The following is a 14,382-nucleotide window of genomic DNA, read 5'->3' as shown; positions in this document are numbered from 1 at the left end:
GGGCCGACCCGCCCCGGGGCCGGCCCGATCCATCCGCCCGTCAGGCCAGCGCGGCGGCGAGCCGGCGGGCCTCGGTCACCAGCCGGCTGCCACCGCCCCGGGCCACCACGTCGGCCAGGCCCGGCACCTCGATCCGTACCCCGGTCGCGCGGGCGGTCTCGGCGGCGAGGGTGAGCAGATCGGGGGTGCCCCGGGGCGGCGTCGGCGCGGTCAGCAGCGCCGGCAGGGCCCCAGCGAGCAGGCGCCAGGTGCTCAGCGGGGCGCCGGCCGCGACCGCGTCCCGCAGCGGGGTCGCCGCCCGGGTCAGCGTGACCTGGCCGTCCGCGGCCAGCCCGCCGAGGTGGGTGCCCACGGCCGGCGCATCGAGGTCCCCGGCGGCCGCCAGGGTCAGCAGGGCGTCGAGCGTGGCGACCCGGTCCACCTCGTGGCGGGCGCACAGCCCGTAGGCCATTGCCAGGTCGAGCGCCGGGCCGCTCGGGCCGGTGCACTCGGCCAGCACCGGCAGCACCGTGGCGGCCTCCCGGACGTCCTCCTGCGCGGCCCGCGCGATGCCGGGCAGCAGGTGCGCGGCGACCAGGCCCCGGTGCCCCGGGAGCAGCGCCGGCCACAGGTCGGTCCAGTCGCCGTGCCCGCGGCCGACCAGCTGAGCCGGCACGGTGAGCAGCCCGAGCGGGTCCGCCACACCCTCGGACGGGGCGCTCGCCACCACGGTGCGCCGGATCGGCAGCCGGTCGTAGCCGTAGTCGTAGGTGTCCGCCCGGTCCCGCCGGCCGACCGTCACCACCCGCTGGACCGGCGTGGGCAGGGCGTCCCCGCGCAGCCAGCCGGCGAGCTCGTCACCGGCCGCCGTGCCGAGCGCCGCCGCCTTCGCGGCAAGCGGCTCGTCCACACCGGCGGGCAGCCGGAGCAGTGCCTGCGTCAGATCCCACCGCCACACCGGACGGTCGCCGAGGGCGGCCAGCCGTTCGTAGAGCACGGTCGGGTCGACGGCTCCGGTGGCCGACGTGGGCGCGGCCAGCAGCCCCGGGTCGTCCCGGGCGTCCAACCGCTGCCCGATCTCGGCGAGCCGGGCGGAGTAGACCAGCGTGAGGGCGGACCGGCGGGGCGGCTCGACGGCCGGCCGGCGCCGGAAGGGGCGCAGCGCCCGCGTCAGCGACTCGCTGAGGATCGCGGCCCACTGGTCCCGGCGGGTGGCCGCCTCGGCCGGCGCGGCGGCGGCCAGCAGGACCCGGTGCAGCTGGACCGGCACGTTGAACATCGCCCACATGTGGTCGTACTCGCCGACGTGGTGGCGGCGCAGCACCGGCAGCAGGGCCGCCTCGAGCCGGTCCCGGTCGGTGGTGGCCAGCCGGACGAGGCCGTCGAGGACGCGCTCGAGCGCCGACGCCGGCCAGCCCTGCCCGATCACGGCCGACACCTCTTCGACCAGCTCGTCCACCTCGGTGATCGGGGGCGGGGCGGCCGCCGCCGGCGTCGGGGGTGGCAGCTCGTCGCCGGCCACCGTCACGGCGGCGTGCCGAACGGCCCGGTGTCCGTGGCGTTCCGCCAGCGCCACCGCCCGGTCTCGGAGGTCCGCCGACGGGTGGTCGGCTCCCGCCGCAAGGAGTGCCGCGATCTCCGCCGCCCGGTCCGGCCGTTGCCGGGCGAGCGCGTCCAGCCAGGACAGCTGTGCCCGAACCAGGCCCTTCTCGGGCCGGGTCAGCACCGCCCGGGCGGCCTCCGCCAGGGCCTCCAGCTCCACGGCGTCGTCGAGGCCGCGCAGCGCCCGCTGCGCCGTCGTCGCGACCGGCCCCGGCGCGTCGGCGAGCAGCCGAAGGTACGCGCCCGCGCGCGCCGTGACCTCGTCCGGGGTGGGTGCCAGCAGCTCGTGCAGGGCGAGGAACGGGCGCAGCGCGGCCGGCCGGTCCCCGCGCAGCAGCCGGCCGAGGACCCCGTCCAGCAGGGCGACCCGGTCGAGCCGGCCCTCCACCGCGAGCGTGGCCAGCGCCCGGGCCGCCGCCTGCCCGTCACCGCCGACGGACAGGTCGGCGCCGACCCCGTCCACCTCGAACAGCCGGGGCAGCAGCGCGTCCAGGAACGGGTCGTCGCGCAGCCGGTCGAGCAGCGGCTGCTGCTGCCGCGCCTGCAGCGGCTGCCACCACATCGCGTTGGCCCAGCCGGCGACGAACGCGTCCCCGGTCGGCGGCGGCGCCTGCTCCGCCCGCAGCAGGGCCGCCGTGAAGTGCCAGCCCTGCCACGGCTCGTTGCGGCGCATCCGCTCGGCCAGCCGGTACGCCAGGTCGGGCAGCCAGGTCACACCCCGCTGCCGTGCCGCGGCGATCACCGGCTCGGGGTCGGCCTCCCGGAGCCACACCGACCGCCGGCCGAGCAGTGCCGCGGCCTTGATCGCGGTGCTCTGCGTGCCGACGGCGGCCACCGCCAGCGCGGTCGCCTCCTTTCCCCACCACCAGTTGTCCCGCCGCCGCCGGACGTGGGCGACCAGTTCCTCGCCGAGCGCCCGGCGGCCCGGCTCGTCCAGCGCGTGCAGCACCGACCGGACGGCGGGCACGTCACCCCGGGTCAGGGACTCGAAGAAGTCGGTCACGCCCCCACCTCCGCCGGCGCCATCGTCATCGACACGGCCAGGGCGTGCTTGCACGGCCCGCGCTCCCCGCGGTGCCGTGCCCACCAGCGGCAGGTGCAGGTGTACGCCCCGTCGGGCAGCCGGCGCACCCGATAGACGTCGTCGCCACTGCGTACCGTGGCGTGTTCGCCCTCGCGGACGACCGCGTCCCGCTCGGCCAGCACCCGGGCCCCCACCAGGCGGGGGTTGTCCCGCTCGGCCCGACCGGCGTCGTACGGCATGACCCGGTGGAAGTAGCCGGCCTCAGCCACGTCGTAGCCGACCCGCCCGGCGGTGCCGAGCTGGGCCAGGGCGGCGCGTACCCGGTCATCGGTGAGGCCGGCGGCGTCGGCCAGCGCGGCCACGTCGATGGTCGGGTCCCAAGAGAGCAGCGCGCCGACCAGTTCGGCGTCGTCGACCACCTCGTCACCGGCGAGCGCGAGCAGGGCGGCACCCTCGCCGGAGAAGCCCCGGTACGGCTCGGGGGAGAGGGTCAGCGACAGCCGCAGCGCCCCGGTGTCGAGCTCCCAGGTGCTCGGCGCGGCGGGCGAGCCGGGCCGGACCGCCGGCCCGTACACCCGCAGGGTGCGCGCGTGCCGGAGCAGGCCGCGCAGCGCCGCGAGCCGGCCCGCGCCGGCCAGGCAGACGGCGCCCGGCGCGGGTCGCGAGGTGAGCCGGAGTGTCCGCCCGGCGGGCACCGCCCAGAGCACCGAACGGTCGGCGCCGCCGGGGAGGCGGCGCAGGAAGGCGGCGGCCTCCGCGGCGGAGACTTCGGCGCGCGGCTCGAAGGCCGCGGTGAGCACCTGCACCTCCGCGAAGCCGCGCAGCCAGCGACCCGGCAGCGGAACCTTCTTCTCCACCACCGCGCCGTCCATGGTGGAGACGGTCAGGTCGTCCGGGCCGACGGCGGCGTGCAGCGGCTCGATCCCGCCGACCCGGGCCAGCGCCTCGCGCAGCGGCGGGTTGACGTCGACGTTGGTGGTGCCGTGGCCCACGATCTCGCCGTCGAAGCCGGCCGGCAGCACGTCCATCCGGGCGTACACGCCGCAGCAGCCGGAGAAGGACTCGAAGCGCAGCCGGTCCCGGCTGCCCGTCACCACCGGGTCCAGACTCGCCGGGCTGACCGGCTGGTGGTAGCGGGTCCGGGCGACCTCGGCGACGGCCAGCAGGCCGGCGGCCGCGGCCGTGGGAGTGGTGAGGAACCCGGCGAAGAACCGCGGGTTGGCCGCCGGGCCGCCGCAGGTCTGGAGGTCGAGACCGGCGGCGCGCAGCGCGGACGGCTGGAGGTATCGGTACGTCTGGACGGCGTTCACGGCGCACACCGTAGGGCCACCGACCGACATGACGACTGCCCGCCGCTCCGCCGGCCGCAAACCCGGTGCGGCGCCGGTGGCGATCGCACTAGGTTGCGGGGATGTTCGCTCTTCCGCTGACCGACGACGCCGAGCTGCGGCCGCTGATGCCGTGGCACGCCGACGAGTTCCTCGCCAACCTCGACCGGTGTCGGGAGCACATCGCCCCCTGGGTGGGCGCGTCCTTCGTGGCCACCGACGCCGAGTCCGCGCGCCGGGTCCTGCAGAACTACGCCGACCGGTGGGCCCGCGACGACGGCGGGCTCTGGGGCATCTGGCAGCGCGGCACCCTGGTCGGTGGCGTGCTCTTCGTGTCGCTCAGCACCACCACCGGGGTCTGCGAGGCGGGCTGCTGGCTGGAGCAGGGCGCCGAGGGGCAGGGCCTGGTCACTAGAGCCGCCCGCGTGATCATCGACTGGGCGGTCCGGGAGCGGGGCCTCCACCGCGTCGAGTGGGTCACCAAGGCCGGCAACGAGCGCAGCATCGCGGTGGCCCGCCGGCTCGGCATGAGCCGAGACGGGGTTCTTCGCGGCGCCGCCCCGACCCCGGAGGGCCGGGCCGACATGGAGGTCTGGTCGGTGCTGGCGCCGGAGTGGACGGCCGCCGGCTGATCCCGCGCGGTCAGCCGGCGCGGTTCTGTCGTACCCGGACGTCAACATGTGTCCATGGCTGTCCCCGCACTGGCCGACCGGTCCCCCCAGCCGCGCGCCCTGCCGCTGCGCGAGGTCCGCACCCGGCTCACCCAGCTCGTCTCCCTCGCCGAGCTGACCGACACCGTCACCGTCGTCACCCGCGACGGCGATCCCCGCCCGGTCGCCGCGATCGTGCCCGCCGCGGCGGCACGCACCACGGCGCAGGCCCGGGCCGACGCCGACCGGATCGCCGCGATCAGCGCCGGCTGGTCCCGGCGGCTGGAGGAGTTGCACCGGCAGAGCAGCCGGCGGCACGCCGCCGAGCTGCGCGTGCTCGCCGACGCCCTGGCCGAGGTCTGGGCCGAGCTGGACCGCCGCGCCCCGGCCGGCGACCCGTCGCTCGCCCGGCTCCGCGCCGCCCACGCCGACCTGCTGCGCGGCTGACCCCGCGGCCTCCGACCACTCGGGCCGGAGGCCGCCGGCGTACGTCAGTCCCGGCCGCGCTGGGCGCGGTAGCGGCGGATCAGCGCGGCGGTGGAGGAGTCCACGTCGCCGAGGTCCGGCCCGGCCCCGGTGAGCTTCGGCGCGAGATGGTTGGCCATCACCTTGCCCAGCTCCACGCCCCACTGGTCGAAGGCGTTGATGTCCCAGACCGCGGCCTCGGTGAAGACGATGTGCTCGTAGAGGGCGATGAGCTGGCCCAGCGTCGCCGGGGTCAGCTTCGGCGCAATGATCGACGTGGTCGGGTGGTTGCCCGCCATCACCCGGTGCGGCACCACCTCCGGCGCGGTGCCCTCCGCCTCGACCTGCTCCTTCGTGCGGCCGAAGGCCAGCGCGGCGGTCTGCGCGAAGAAGTTCGACATGAACAGGTCGTGCATGTCGCCCAGGTCGTGGTTGGGCTGGCTGAACGCGATGAAGTCCGCCGGGATCAGCCGGGTGCCCTGGTGGATGAGCTGGTAGAAGGCGTGCTGGCCGTTGGTGCCCGGCTCGCCCCAGAAGATCTCCCCGGTGGGGTACGTGACCGGCCGGCCGTCCCGCGTCACCGACTTGCCGTTGCTCTCCATGGTGAGCTGCTGCAGGTACGCCGGGAACCGGTGCAGGTACTGCGAATAGGGCAGCACCGCGTGGGTCTCCGCCCCGAGGAAGTCGGTGTACCAGACGTTGAGCAGGCCGAGCAGCGCCGGCACGTTCCGGGCCACCGGCGTGGTCCGGAAGTGCTCGTCCACGGCGTGGTAGCCGCTCAGCAGCTCCCGGAACCGCGCCGGCCCGATCGCCAGCATCACCGACAGCCCGACCGCCGAGGGCAGCGAGTAGCGCCCGCCCACCCAGTCCCAGAAGCCGAACATGTTCTCCGGGTCGATGCCGAAGTCGCGAACCCGCTGCTCGTTGGTGCTGACCGCGACGAAGTGCCGGGCGATGGCGCTGTCGTCCGCGTCCAGCCCGGCCAGCAGCCAGCGCCGGGCCTGGTCGGCGTTGGCCAGCGTCTCCTGGGTGGAGAACGTCTTGGAGACCACGACGAACAGCGTGCTGGCCGGGTCCAGGTCGGTGGTCTTGTCGTGGATGTCGGTCGGGTCGATGTTGGACACGAACCGGCAGCTGATCCCGGCGTCCCGGTACGCCTTCAGCGCCTCGTACGCCATCACCGGCCCGAGGTCCGAGCCGCCGATGCCGATGTTGACCACGGTGCTGATCCGCTCGCCGGTGTGGCCCCGCCAGGTGCCGGAGCGGACCCGCTCGGCGAAGGCCGACATCCGGTCCAGCACGGCGTGCACGTCGGCGACCACGTCCTGGCCGTCCACGGTGAGCGACGCGTCGCGGGGCAGCCGCAGCGCGGTGTGCAGCACGGCCCGGTCCTCGGTGGAGTTGATGTGCTCCCCGGCGAACATGGCGGTGATCCGGTCGGCCAGCCCGACGCGCTCGGCGAGCCCGGTCAGCAGGCTCAACGTCTCGTCGGTGACCAGATTCTTGCTGTAGTCCACGTGCAGGTCGGCGACGTCGCCGGTGAGCCGGTCACCCCGCTGCCCGTCCGCGGCGAACAGCTCCCGCAGGTGCGTGCCGCGCATCGCCTCGGCGTGCTTGCGCAGGGCCTGCCATTCGTCCGTGGTGGTGACGTCCACAGCCATCGGGTCGATCTTCTCCTTCACGACGGGTCAGCCGGCGGAGCCGGCGTCGCCCCGCTGCCGGCGACCTCACCAGCCTGCCACCCGGGACGGGTACGCGCGACGCGACCCGACATCGCCCACCCCTCGGGAGCGGGGAACCTTTGGCGCGACACGCGATTGGGACGGATGTACGACACGCCGGTCACGAGCAGACAACACCTGGTTGCGGACAGTAGGCTCCGGTGCTGCCTGCCCCGCCGAGGAGGTGCGATGACCACGGTGATCGGCCCACGTCCCCCGTCCGAGCAGGACGAGCCGGCCGACGGGCCGGCACTGCCCGAGCTGACGGACCCGCACTGGATGCACCGGGCCACCGAGTTCGCCCACACCGGATTCTGGGCGGTGGCCCGCCGGCTGCCCGCCCTGGTCCGGGAGGCCATCGCCCTGGCCTGGGCGACCAGCCGGCGGGACACCCTCGCCTCGATCGGGCTCAACGTCGCCGCCGGCGTGCTCACCACGCTAGGCCTGCTCGCCACGACGGGGGTGCTCCAACAGCTCTTCGCCGCCGGCCCCACGCCCGACCGGATCCGCGCGGCGATGCCCGCCCTGGTGCTGGCGGCAGCGGCGGTCACCGCTCGAGGCGCCCTGACCGTCGCCGCGGGTTGGGCGCAGGCGCGGCTCATCCCGCAGATCAACTACGCGGTGGAGCTGCGGCTCTTCGAGACCACCTCGGCGGTCGAGCTGGCGGCGTTCGACGACGCCGGGTTCGCCGAGGAGATGGTGCGGGCGCGCGACCGGGGCCTGGCCGAGGCCGGGTCCATCGTGAACGACACCGTCAACCTGGTCACCTGCGTGGTCGGCGTGGCGGCCACCGCCGCGGCGGTGACGGTGATCCATCCGGTGCTGCTGCCCTGCCTGCTGGCCGCCGCCGCGCCGGAGGCGGTGACCGCGGTGCGGATGGCCCGCCGCCAGCACCTCGACTGGCTGGCCCGGGTCACCCGGCAGCGACGCAAGTGGATGCTCGGCGACCTGATGGCCGACCGGCGCACCGCCGCCGAGATCCGCGCGTACCAGATGCAGGCGTTCCTGCTGACGGAGTTCCACCGCGTGATGAGCCTGGAGACCCACGCCGAGCTGCGCCTGGCCCGGTCGCAGACGGTGACCCGCGCGGTCGGCCTGTCGGCCACCGGGGTCGCCGCCTTCGGCCTCTACGCGGTCCTCGGCGGCCTGTTGCTCAACGGTGTGGTGGCCCTGGCCGCCGCGGCCACAGCCCTGCTGGCGTTGCAGTCGGCCCGGGCCGGCCTGCGCACCGCCGTCTTCGCCACCAACTCGATCTACGAGGACGCCCTCTACTACCAGGACTACCGGAACTTCCTGGATCGGGCCCGGCGCCGCGTGCCGGCCGGCGGCACGCGGCCGGTGGACGGCTTCGACCGGATCGACCTCGACCGGGTCAGCCTCTGCTACCCCGACACCGAGACGCCGGCGGTGGACGAGGTCAGCCTGACCGTCCGGCGCGGCGAGGTGATCGCGCTGGTGGGGGAGAACGGCTCCGGCAAGACCACCCTGGCCAAGCTCATCGCCGGCCTCTACCGGCCCACCACCGGCGTGATCCGCTGGGACGGGGTGGACGCCGCCGAGCTGGACCCTCGGCAGACCGCCGCCCAGGTGGCGGTGATGAGCCAGGACTGGTGGAAGTTCCCGTTCACCGTCCGGCAGAACATCCGGATCGGCCGGCACGACCGGCCCGCCGACCGGCCCGGGCCCGAGGTCGAGGACGCCGCCCGGGACGCCGTCGCGCACGACATGATCACCGAGCTGCCGTTCGGCTACGACACGCTGCTGGACCGGCAGTTCAAGGACGGCCAGGACCTCTCCGGCGGGCAGTGGCAGCGGCTGGTGGCCGCGCGCGGTCTCTACCCGGACGCCCGGCTGCTGATCTGCGACGAACCCTCGGCGGCCCTCGACGCGCGGGCCGAGCACGCCCTCTTCCAGCACCTGCGGCGGCATCCCGACCGGGCCGTGGTGCTGATCACCCACCGGCTGGCCAACGTCCGGCACGCCGACCGGATCTTCGTGATGGACCACGGCCGGCTCATCCAGCAGGGCGACCACAACGAGCTGATGGCCCAGGAGGGCCTCTACCGGGAGCTGTTCGAGCTGCAGGCGGCCGGCTACCTGGCCCAGGCCGGGGAGGCCGGCGGCTGAGCGGTTGACCTCGAGCGCGCTCGAACTCCTACGGTGACCGCACCGGCCGCCGCCCGGTCAGCGCGGCGTCATCCCAGGGAGCCCCCATGCGTTACCGCGTCCTCGGCGGCACCGGCATCCAGGTCAGCGTCCACTGTCTCGGCACGATGATGTTCGGGTCGGTCGGCAACCCCGACCACGACGACTGCGTCCGGATCGTCCACGCCGCCCTCGATCAGGGCATCAACTTCGTGGACACCGCCGACATGTACTCGGCGGGCGAGTCGGAGGTGATCGTCGGCAAGGCGCTGCGGGGCCGGCGAGAAGACGTGGTCCTGGCCACCAAGGTGCACTTCCCGATGGGGGAGGGGCCCAACCGGGGCGGGAACTCGCGCCGCTGGATCGTCCGCGCCGTGGAGGACAGCCTGCGCCGCCTGGGCACCGACTGGATCGACCTCTACCAGGTGCACCGGCCCGACCACACCACCGACGTCGAGGAGACCCTCGGGGCGCTCACCGACCTGGTCCGGGCCGGCAAGATCCGGGCGTTCGGCTGCTCGACCTTCCCGGCCGAGGAGATCGTCGAGGCGCAGCACGTCGCGGAGCGGCGGGCGCTCGGCCGGTTCCGCACCGAGCAACCGCCGTACTCGATCCTGGCCCGCGGCATCGAGACGTCGGTCCTCCCGGTCTGCCGGCGCTACGGGATGGGCGTGCTGGTGTGGAGCCCGCTGGCCTCCGGTTTCCTCTCCGGACGGTACCGGGCCGGCCGGGTCGTCGACCTCACCGCCGGCCGGCCGGCGCTCACCCCGGCCCGGTTCGACCCTGCCCTGCCCGGCAACGCCGCCAAGTACGCCGCCGTCGAGGAACTGATCGCGCTCGCCGACGAGATCGGGTGCTCGCTGCCCGAACTGGCCGTCGCGTTCACCGTGGCGCACCCCGCGGTCACCTCGGCGATCATCGGGCCGCGCACCCTGGCCCAGCTGGAGGATCTGCTCAAGGGGGCGGCGCTGGCGCTCGACGACGCGGTGCTGGACCGGATCGACGAGATCGTCCCGCCCGGCACCAACCTCTACCAGCCGGACGGCGCCTGGTCCCCGCCGGTGCTCACCGACCCGGCCTTCCGCCGCAGGCCGCCGGCCGAGCGCGCCGCCTCCTGACGCCGTAGCGCCTCGGCGCCGTCCGACGGCCGCCGGTGGGCCGGAGCGACCGGTTGCCGCCGGCGGCCGTTCTCCGGCAGGATGCCCGGAATGGCCCGCCCGTCCGCCCGCCGCGCCACCGCCGTCGCGGCCGTGCTCGCCCTCTCCGCCGCCGGCTGCTCCGGGCCGGGCGCCCCGCCGGCCGCCGCGCCGGCGCCCAGCGGCGGGGTCACCGCCACGGCAGCCCCACCGGCCGGTCCGTCGCCCGTCCCGGCCGCCCGCGCCGGGCTCGGCGGCCGGCCGAGCCCGAGCGCCCGGCCGTGCCAGATCTTCCCGGCGGACAACGTCTGGCACGCCGACGTCTCCCGGCTGCCCGTGCACCCGCGCTCCGCGGCGATGATCGGCACGATCGGCGGTGGCGCCACCGTGCACGCGGACTTCGGCTCCGGCCGGTGGGAGGGCGCACCGATCGGCATCCCGGTCACCGTCGTACCCGCCGGGCAGCGGCGGGTCCCCGTCACCTTCGGGTACGCCGACGAGAGCGACCCGGGGCCGTACCCGGTCCCGCCGGACGCGGCGGTCGAGGGCGGGCCGGACGGCACCGGCGACCGGCACGTGATCGTCTGGGACCGGGCGGCGTGCCGGGCGTACGAGCTGTTCGACGCGCACCGGTCCGGCGCCGGCTGGCGGGCCGGCTCGGGAGCGGTCTTCGACCTGCGGTCGAACCGGTTGCGCCGGGCGGGCTGGACCTCCGCCGACGCGGCCGGGCTGTCCATCCTGGCCGGGCTGGTCCGCTACGACGAGGTGGCCGCCGGCCGGATCGACCACGCCGTCCGGGTGACCGTGCCGCGCACCCGCACCGGCTGGACCTGGCCGGCCACTCACTCCGCCTCGTCGGCCACCGACCCGGCGCTGCCGCAGCTCGGCCAGCGGCTGCGGCTCAAGCGCTCGGTGGACCTGTCCCGGCTGCCGCGGCAGGCCCGGGTCGTCGCCGAGGCGATGGAGCGGTACGGCCTGATCGTCGCCGACCACGGCTCGGCCTGGTTCCTCTCCGGCGCCCCCGATCCGCGCTGGGACAACGACGCCCTGCACGCCCTCGGCGGCCTGCGCGGGAGCGACTTCGAGGTGGTCGACGCCGCGGGGCTGATGGTGAGCGCCGGCTCGGGCGCCACCCGCTGATATCCGTCGACGGCCCTGGGCCGGTGGGTCACACTGTCCGGGTGGATCATCGTGACCTGGTCCGGGTGAGCAAGCGCATGTCGCTGGCGCTGCGCCACCACCCCGACCGGTTCGACCTGACGCTCGACCGGGCGGGCTGGGTGCCGGTCGCCGACCTGCTCGCCGCGTTGGGGATCAGCCGTGCCGACCTGGACGCCGTGGTGGCCGGCAACGATAAGCAGCGCTTCGCCGTCGAACGCGGACCTGACGGGGTCGACCGGGTCCGGGCCAGCCAGGGCCACTCCGTTCCCGTCGACCTCGGCCTGGCCCCGGCCACCCCGCCCGACCGCCTCTTCCACGGCACCAGCGAAACCGTGCTGCCCGCGATCCGGGTCGAGGGGCTGCGCCGCGGCCGCCGCCACCACGTGCACCTCTCCCCGGACGAGGAGACCGCCCGCCGCGTCGGCGCCCGCCGCACCGGCCCCGTCGTGATCCTCACGATCGACGCCGGCGCCATGTCGGCCAACGGGTACCGCTTCTACCGCAGCGCCAACGGCGTCTGGCTCACGGACACCGTCCCACCCGCCTACCTCACCGCCCCGCCCCCACCCCCGCCCCCGCCCCGTTGATCATGAAGTTATGACCACTGGCACCGGCGTGTCGGGGCAACAACTTCATGATCACCGGCGGGGGAGGGGCGCGGGTCAGGCGGCCGTGACCGGGTGGTGGACCACCGCGTCGAAGAGGTAGGCGAGGGTGTTGGGGGCGGCGCGGTCGGGTTGGGTGGCGCCGGTGATGTCGGTGGCGCGGGCGCGGAGGGTGAACCGGCCGGGGGCCGGAGGGCGCCAGCGCGCCGTCCAGCGCTGCCAGGCGCCGCCGCGGTCGGCGGCGACCAGGTCGGCCGGGCGCCAGCCGTCGCCGGTGTCCACCTCGACCCGGTCGATCGGGCCGTTGCCCGACCAGGACCGGCCGCGCAGCAGCACCTCGGCGCCGGCCGGCACGCGGGCGTCCCAGGCCAGCTCGAACGCGCTCTTCACCGGCTGCGCGCCCAGCACCGTGCCCTCGGCCGGGTGCCCGGGGCCGAACATCCGGTAGAACCGGGTGTTCCACGGGGAGAACAGGGGAGTGGTGGAGACCTCGACCGGGCCCACCCACTTGATCGAGGAGATGCCGATCCAGCCGGGCACCACCACGCGGACCGGGAAGCCGTGGTCGGCGGGGAGCGGCTCGCCGTTCATCTCGTACGCCAGCAGCACGTCGTCTAGGGCCTTAGCGACCGGCAGCGGACGGCGTACCCGGCCCAGGTTGATCCCGCCGGTCACGTAGTCCGGGTCCAGCCCCTCGGGCATCACGTCGACCGCGTCGTCGCGGAGCCCGGCGAGGCGCAGCACGGTGCCCAGCCGGACACCCCGCCATTGGGCCACGCCGACTCCGCCCAGCCCCCAGGCCACGCCCGGCGTCGGATCGCCCTGCTGGTCGGCGAAGTAGCGGCGGCCGTTGCCGGCGCACTCGAGCAGCGCGTCGCTCTCCTCGGCGGGCAGCCGGCGCAGATCGTCGAGGCTGAACTCGACCGGGGCGTCGCGGGTGGGGGCGTCCCGCAGCCCGGTGCCGAAGAGGCGCAGCCGCCAAGTGTCGGCGTCCAGCCGGGGCGTCACGGTGTGGTTGCGGACGAAGAACCGGTCGTTCGGCACCACGTACCCCTGCCCGGCCATCGCCGCCCAGTGCATCTCGGCGTTGGTGTCCAGCGGGCGCAGCAGCTCCGGCGGCAGCGGCTTGGCGATTGGCGTGCCCGGGTCGACGCCGACCGGCGCCGACGCCACCGCGACCGGCTCGCGCTCGGCCGCCGCGGCGGTTAGGGCGGCCATGGCCGCCCCCAGCTCCAGCAACCCGTCGCGGTCGACGCCCGGGCCGCGGGCCTCCCCGGCGAGCCACTGCCGGCTCCGGCGGGTGTCGTGGTCGGCTTCGGCGTGGGACACGGGAGACCTCCGGAGGCTCGGCGACGCTGCCTTTCCTATTCAATCAATAGGACTTTTCGCAGCGTCGGCCGAGGTCCGTGGCGTCGATCGGCGTCACCGTGCCGGCGGTGGCCCGCCGAGCACGACCCCGCCGGGTCAGTCGGTGGACCGGCCGCCGAGGAAGTCGGCCAGCACCCGGGTGTGCGTGGAGAACGCCAGCTCGACCGGCTCGGTGAGGACCAGCCACTCGGTGGCCTCCTCGGTCGGCGCCGACGGGGGCAGGTCACCGATCGGCCGCTCGGGCAGCACGCCGAAGACCATCATGGTGCCGCCGGCCGGCGCCCCGTGCACCGCGAACAGCCGCGCCTCGTCGGCCTCGGCCAGCAGCCCGGTCTCCTCCCGCAGCTCGCGGACCAGCGCCTCGGACCACTCCTCGCCGTACTCGATGAAGCCGCCCGGGAGGGCGAGCTGGCCGCGGGCCGGCTCGATGTCCCGGCGGACCACCACCACGCCGAGGCCGTCCGGGGTGCGGACCGGCAGCACCGCCACCGCGACGGGCAGCGGGTTGCGCCACACCGTCTCGCCGCAGACCAGGCAGACACGCGGCCACCCGGCCCCCGCCGGGTAGGCCGCGCCGCAGAACGAGCAGTGCGCGTACGGAGCGGCGGTCACGCCGTTGCACGTTACCCGCCCGGCCGCTCCGGCGCGCCCTTCACCCGTCCGCGCGGGGTGTCTCCGGGTGCCCCGGGCCGGAATCCCCTCGCGGGGCCGGTGCCGCCGCCGGTAGCCTGCCCCGGCCTGACGCGGGAGGAGGAGACGGTGGAGACCATCACGCTGTGGCGGCCGACCGGGCCGGAGGAGCTGGCGCTGGTCGAGGCGTCCGGCTGGCGCGCGTGGCCGCCCCGCCTCCCGGACCAACCGATCTTCTACCCGGTGCTCACCGAGGAGTACGCCGTCCTGATCGCCCGGGACTGGAACGTCCCGGCCTCCGGCGTCGGCTACGTGACCCGGTTCGCGGTGCAACGGGACTTCGCCGACCGCTACCCGGTTCGTCAGGTCGGTGGCCGGGAGATCCGCGAACTCTGGATCCCCGCCGAGGATGTGCCCCTGCTCAACGCGCACCTCGTCGGCCGCATCGAAGTCGTGCACGAGTTCCACCCCGCTGGTCGTGCAGCCGCCGCCACGACGCGCCGGTGGCCAGGTCCGCCACGACGATGCCGTTCGACCCGGAGTCGGTGATGTAGGCGATGCCGCCGTC

The 14,382-nt window shown here is 75.4% G+C and carries 12 protein-coding genes; 7 read left to right on the top strand and 5 right to left on the bottom strand.

From position 1 onward, the window contains the following. Positions 1-40 precede the first annotated feature (40 nt). Positions 41-2,584 carry a hypothetical protein gene (locus AB0F68_RS29765; protein WP_357344217.1) on the bottom strand — a complete coding sequence of 848 codons (2,544 nt, stop codon included), beginning with the start codon at positions 2,582-2,584 and terminating at the stop codon, positions 41-43. Beyond that, on the bottom strand, positions 2,581-3,915 hold the full coding sequence (locus AB0F68_RS29760) for an SWIM zinc finger family protein (RefSeq protein WP_357344215.1): 1,335 nt from the start codon (positions 3,913-3,915) through the stop codon (positions 2,581-2,583). The genes AB0F68_RS29765 and AB0F68_RS29760 overlap by 4 nt, the downstream gene beginning before the upstream one ends. 101 nt (positions 3,916-4,016) lie before the next feature. Here AB0F68_RS29760 and AB0F68_RS29755 point away from each other — a divergent pair, with 101 nt between their 5' ends. Both AB0F68_RS29755 and AB0F68_RS29750 read left to right on the top strand, forming a co-directional pair. Beyond that, positions 4,017-4,565 carry a GNAT family protein gene (locus AB0F68_RS29755; RefSeq protein WP_357344213.1) on the top strand — a complete coding sequence of 183 codons (549 nt, stop codon included), beginning with the start codon at positions 4,017-4,019 and terminating at the stop codon, positions 4,563-4,565. A gap of 54 nt (positions 4,566-4,619) precedes the next feature. After that, entirely contained in the window at positions 4,620-5,030 is a 411-nt protein-coding gene (locus AB0F68_RS29750) for a type II toxin-antitoxin system Phd/YefM family antitoxin (protein WP_357344211.1), read from the top strand. A gap of 44 nt (positions 5,031-5,074) precedes the next feature. On the opposite strand, the gene pgi is transcribed toward AB0F68_RS29750, so the two are convergent. After that, complete coding sequence (pgi, locus tag AB0F68_RS29745) at positions 5,075-6,709, bottom strand: glucose-6-phosphate isomerase (protein WP_357344295.1); 1,635 nt, start codon at positions 6,707-6,709, stop codon at positions 5,075-5,077. Between the two features lie 249 nt (positions 6,710-6,958). Here pgi and AB0F68_RS29740 point away from each other — a divergent pair, with 249 nt between their 5' ends. The 4 genes from AB0F68_RS29740 to AB0F68_RS29725 all read left to right on the top strand — a co-directional run bounded on the left by AB0F68_RS29740 (position 6,959) and on the right by AB0F68_RS29725 (position 11,798). Beyond that, complete coding sequence (locus AB0F68_RS29740) at positions 6,959-8,896, top strand: ABC transporter ATP-binding protein (RefSeq protein ID WP_357344209.1); 1,938 nt, start codon at positions 6,959-6,961, stop codon at positions 8,894-8,896. A gap of 86 nt (positions 8,897-8,982) precedes the next feature. Then, positions 8,983-10,032: an aldo/keto reductase gene (locus tag AB0F68_RS29735; RefSeq protein ID WP_357344207.1), complete on the top strand. Its 1,050-nt coding sequence runs from the start codon at positions 8,983-8,985 to the stop codon at positions 10,030-10,032. A gap of 90 nt (positions 10,033-10,122) precedes the next feature. Then, positions 10,123-11,190 carry a hypothetical protein gene (locus AB0F68_RS29730; RefSeq protein ID WP_357344205.1) on the top strand — a complete coding sequence of 356 codons (1,068 nt, stop codon included), beginning with the start codon at positions 10,123-10,125 and terminating at the stop codon, positions 11,188-11,190. Positions 11,191-11,231: 41 nt separating this feature from the next. Further along, entirely contained in the window at positions 11,232-11,798 is a 567-nt protein-coding gene (locus tag AB0F68_RS29725; protein ID WP_357344203.1) for an RNA 2'-phosphotransferase, read from the top strand. Between the two features lie 75 nt (positions 11,799-11,873). Here AB0F68_RS29725 and AB0F68_RS29720 read toward each other — a convergent pair whose 3' ends face one another. Then, positions 11,874-13,145 (bottom strand): sulfite oxidase, encoded by a 1,272-nt coding sequence (locus AB0F68_RS29720; protein WP_357344202.1) that lies wholly within the window; start codon positions 13,143-13,145, stop codon positions 11,874-11,876. Positions 13,146-13,280: 135 nt separating this feature from the next. Next, positions 13,281-13,796, bottom strand: a complete 516-nt coding sequence (locus AB0F68_RS29715) for an NUDIX domain-containing protein (protein ID WP_357344200.1) — start codon at positions 13,794-13,796, stop codon at positions 13,281-13,283. Between the two features lie 147 nt (positions 13,797-13,943). On the opposite strand from AB0F68_RS29715, the gene AB0F68_RS29710 reads away from it, so the two are divergent. After that, positions 13,944-14,363, top strand: coding sequence for an ADP-ribosylation/crystallin J1 (locus AB0F68_RS29710; RefSeq protein ID WP_357344198.1), 420 nt, complete (start codon positions 13,944-13,946; stop codon positions 14,361-14,363). The last annotated feature ends 19 nt before the right edge of the window (positions 14,364-14,382 follow it).

Source organism: Micromonospora sp. NPDC023966 (genome assembly GCF_040639095.1).
GTDB lineage: Bacteria > Actinomycetota > Actinomycetes > Mycobacteriales > Micromonosporaceae > Micromonospora.
This window is presented reverse-complemented; position numbering and strand designations above follow the sequence as displayed.

Coding starts and splice junctions, on each gene's coding strand:
- AB0F68_RS29755 (WP_357344213.1), top strand. CDS start 4,017: ATGTTCGCTCTTCCGCTGACCGACGACGCCGAGCTGCGGCCGCTGATG.
- AB0F68_RS29750 (WP_357344211.1), top strand. CDS start 4,620: ATGGCTGTCCCCGCACTGGCCGACCGGTCCCCCCAGCCGCGCGCCCTG.
- pgi (WP_357344295.1), bottom strand. CDS start 6,709: ATGGCTGTGGACGTCACCACCACGGACGAATGGCAGGCCCTGCGCAAG.
- AB0F68_RS29740 (WP_357344209.1), top strand. CDS start 6,959: ATGACCACGGTGATCGGCCCACGTCCCCCGTCCGAGCAGGACGAGCCG.
- AB0F68_RS29735 (WP_357344207.1), top strand. CDS start 8,983: ATGCGTTACCGCGTCCTCGGCGGCACCGGCATCCAGGTCAGCGTCCAC.
- AB0F68_RS29730 (WP_357344205.1), top strand. CDS start 10,123: ATGGCCCGCCCGTCCGCCCGCCGCGCCACCGCCGTCGCGGCCGTGCTC.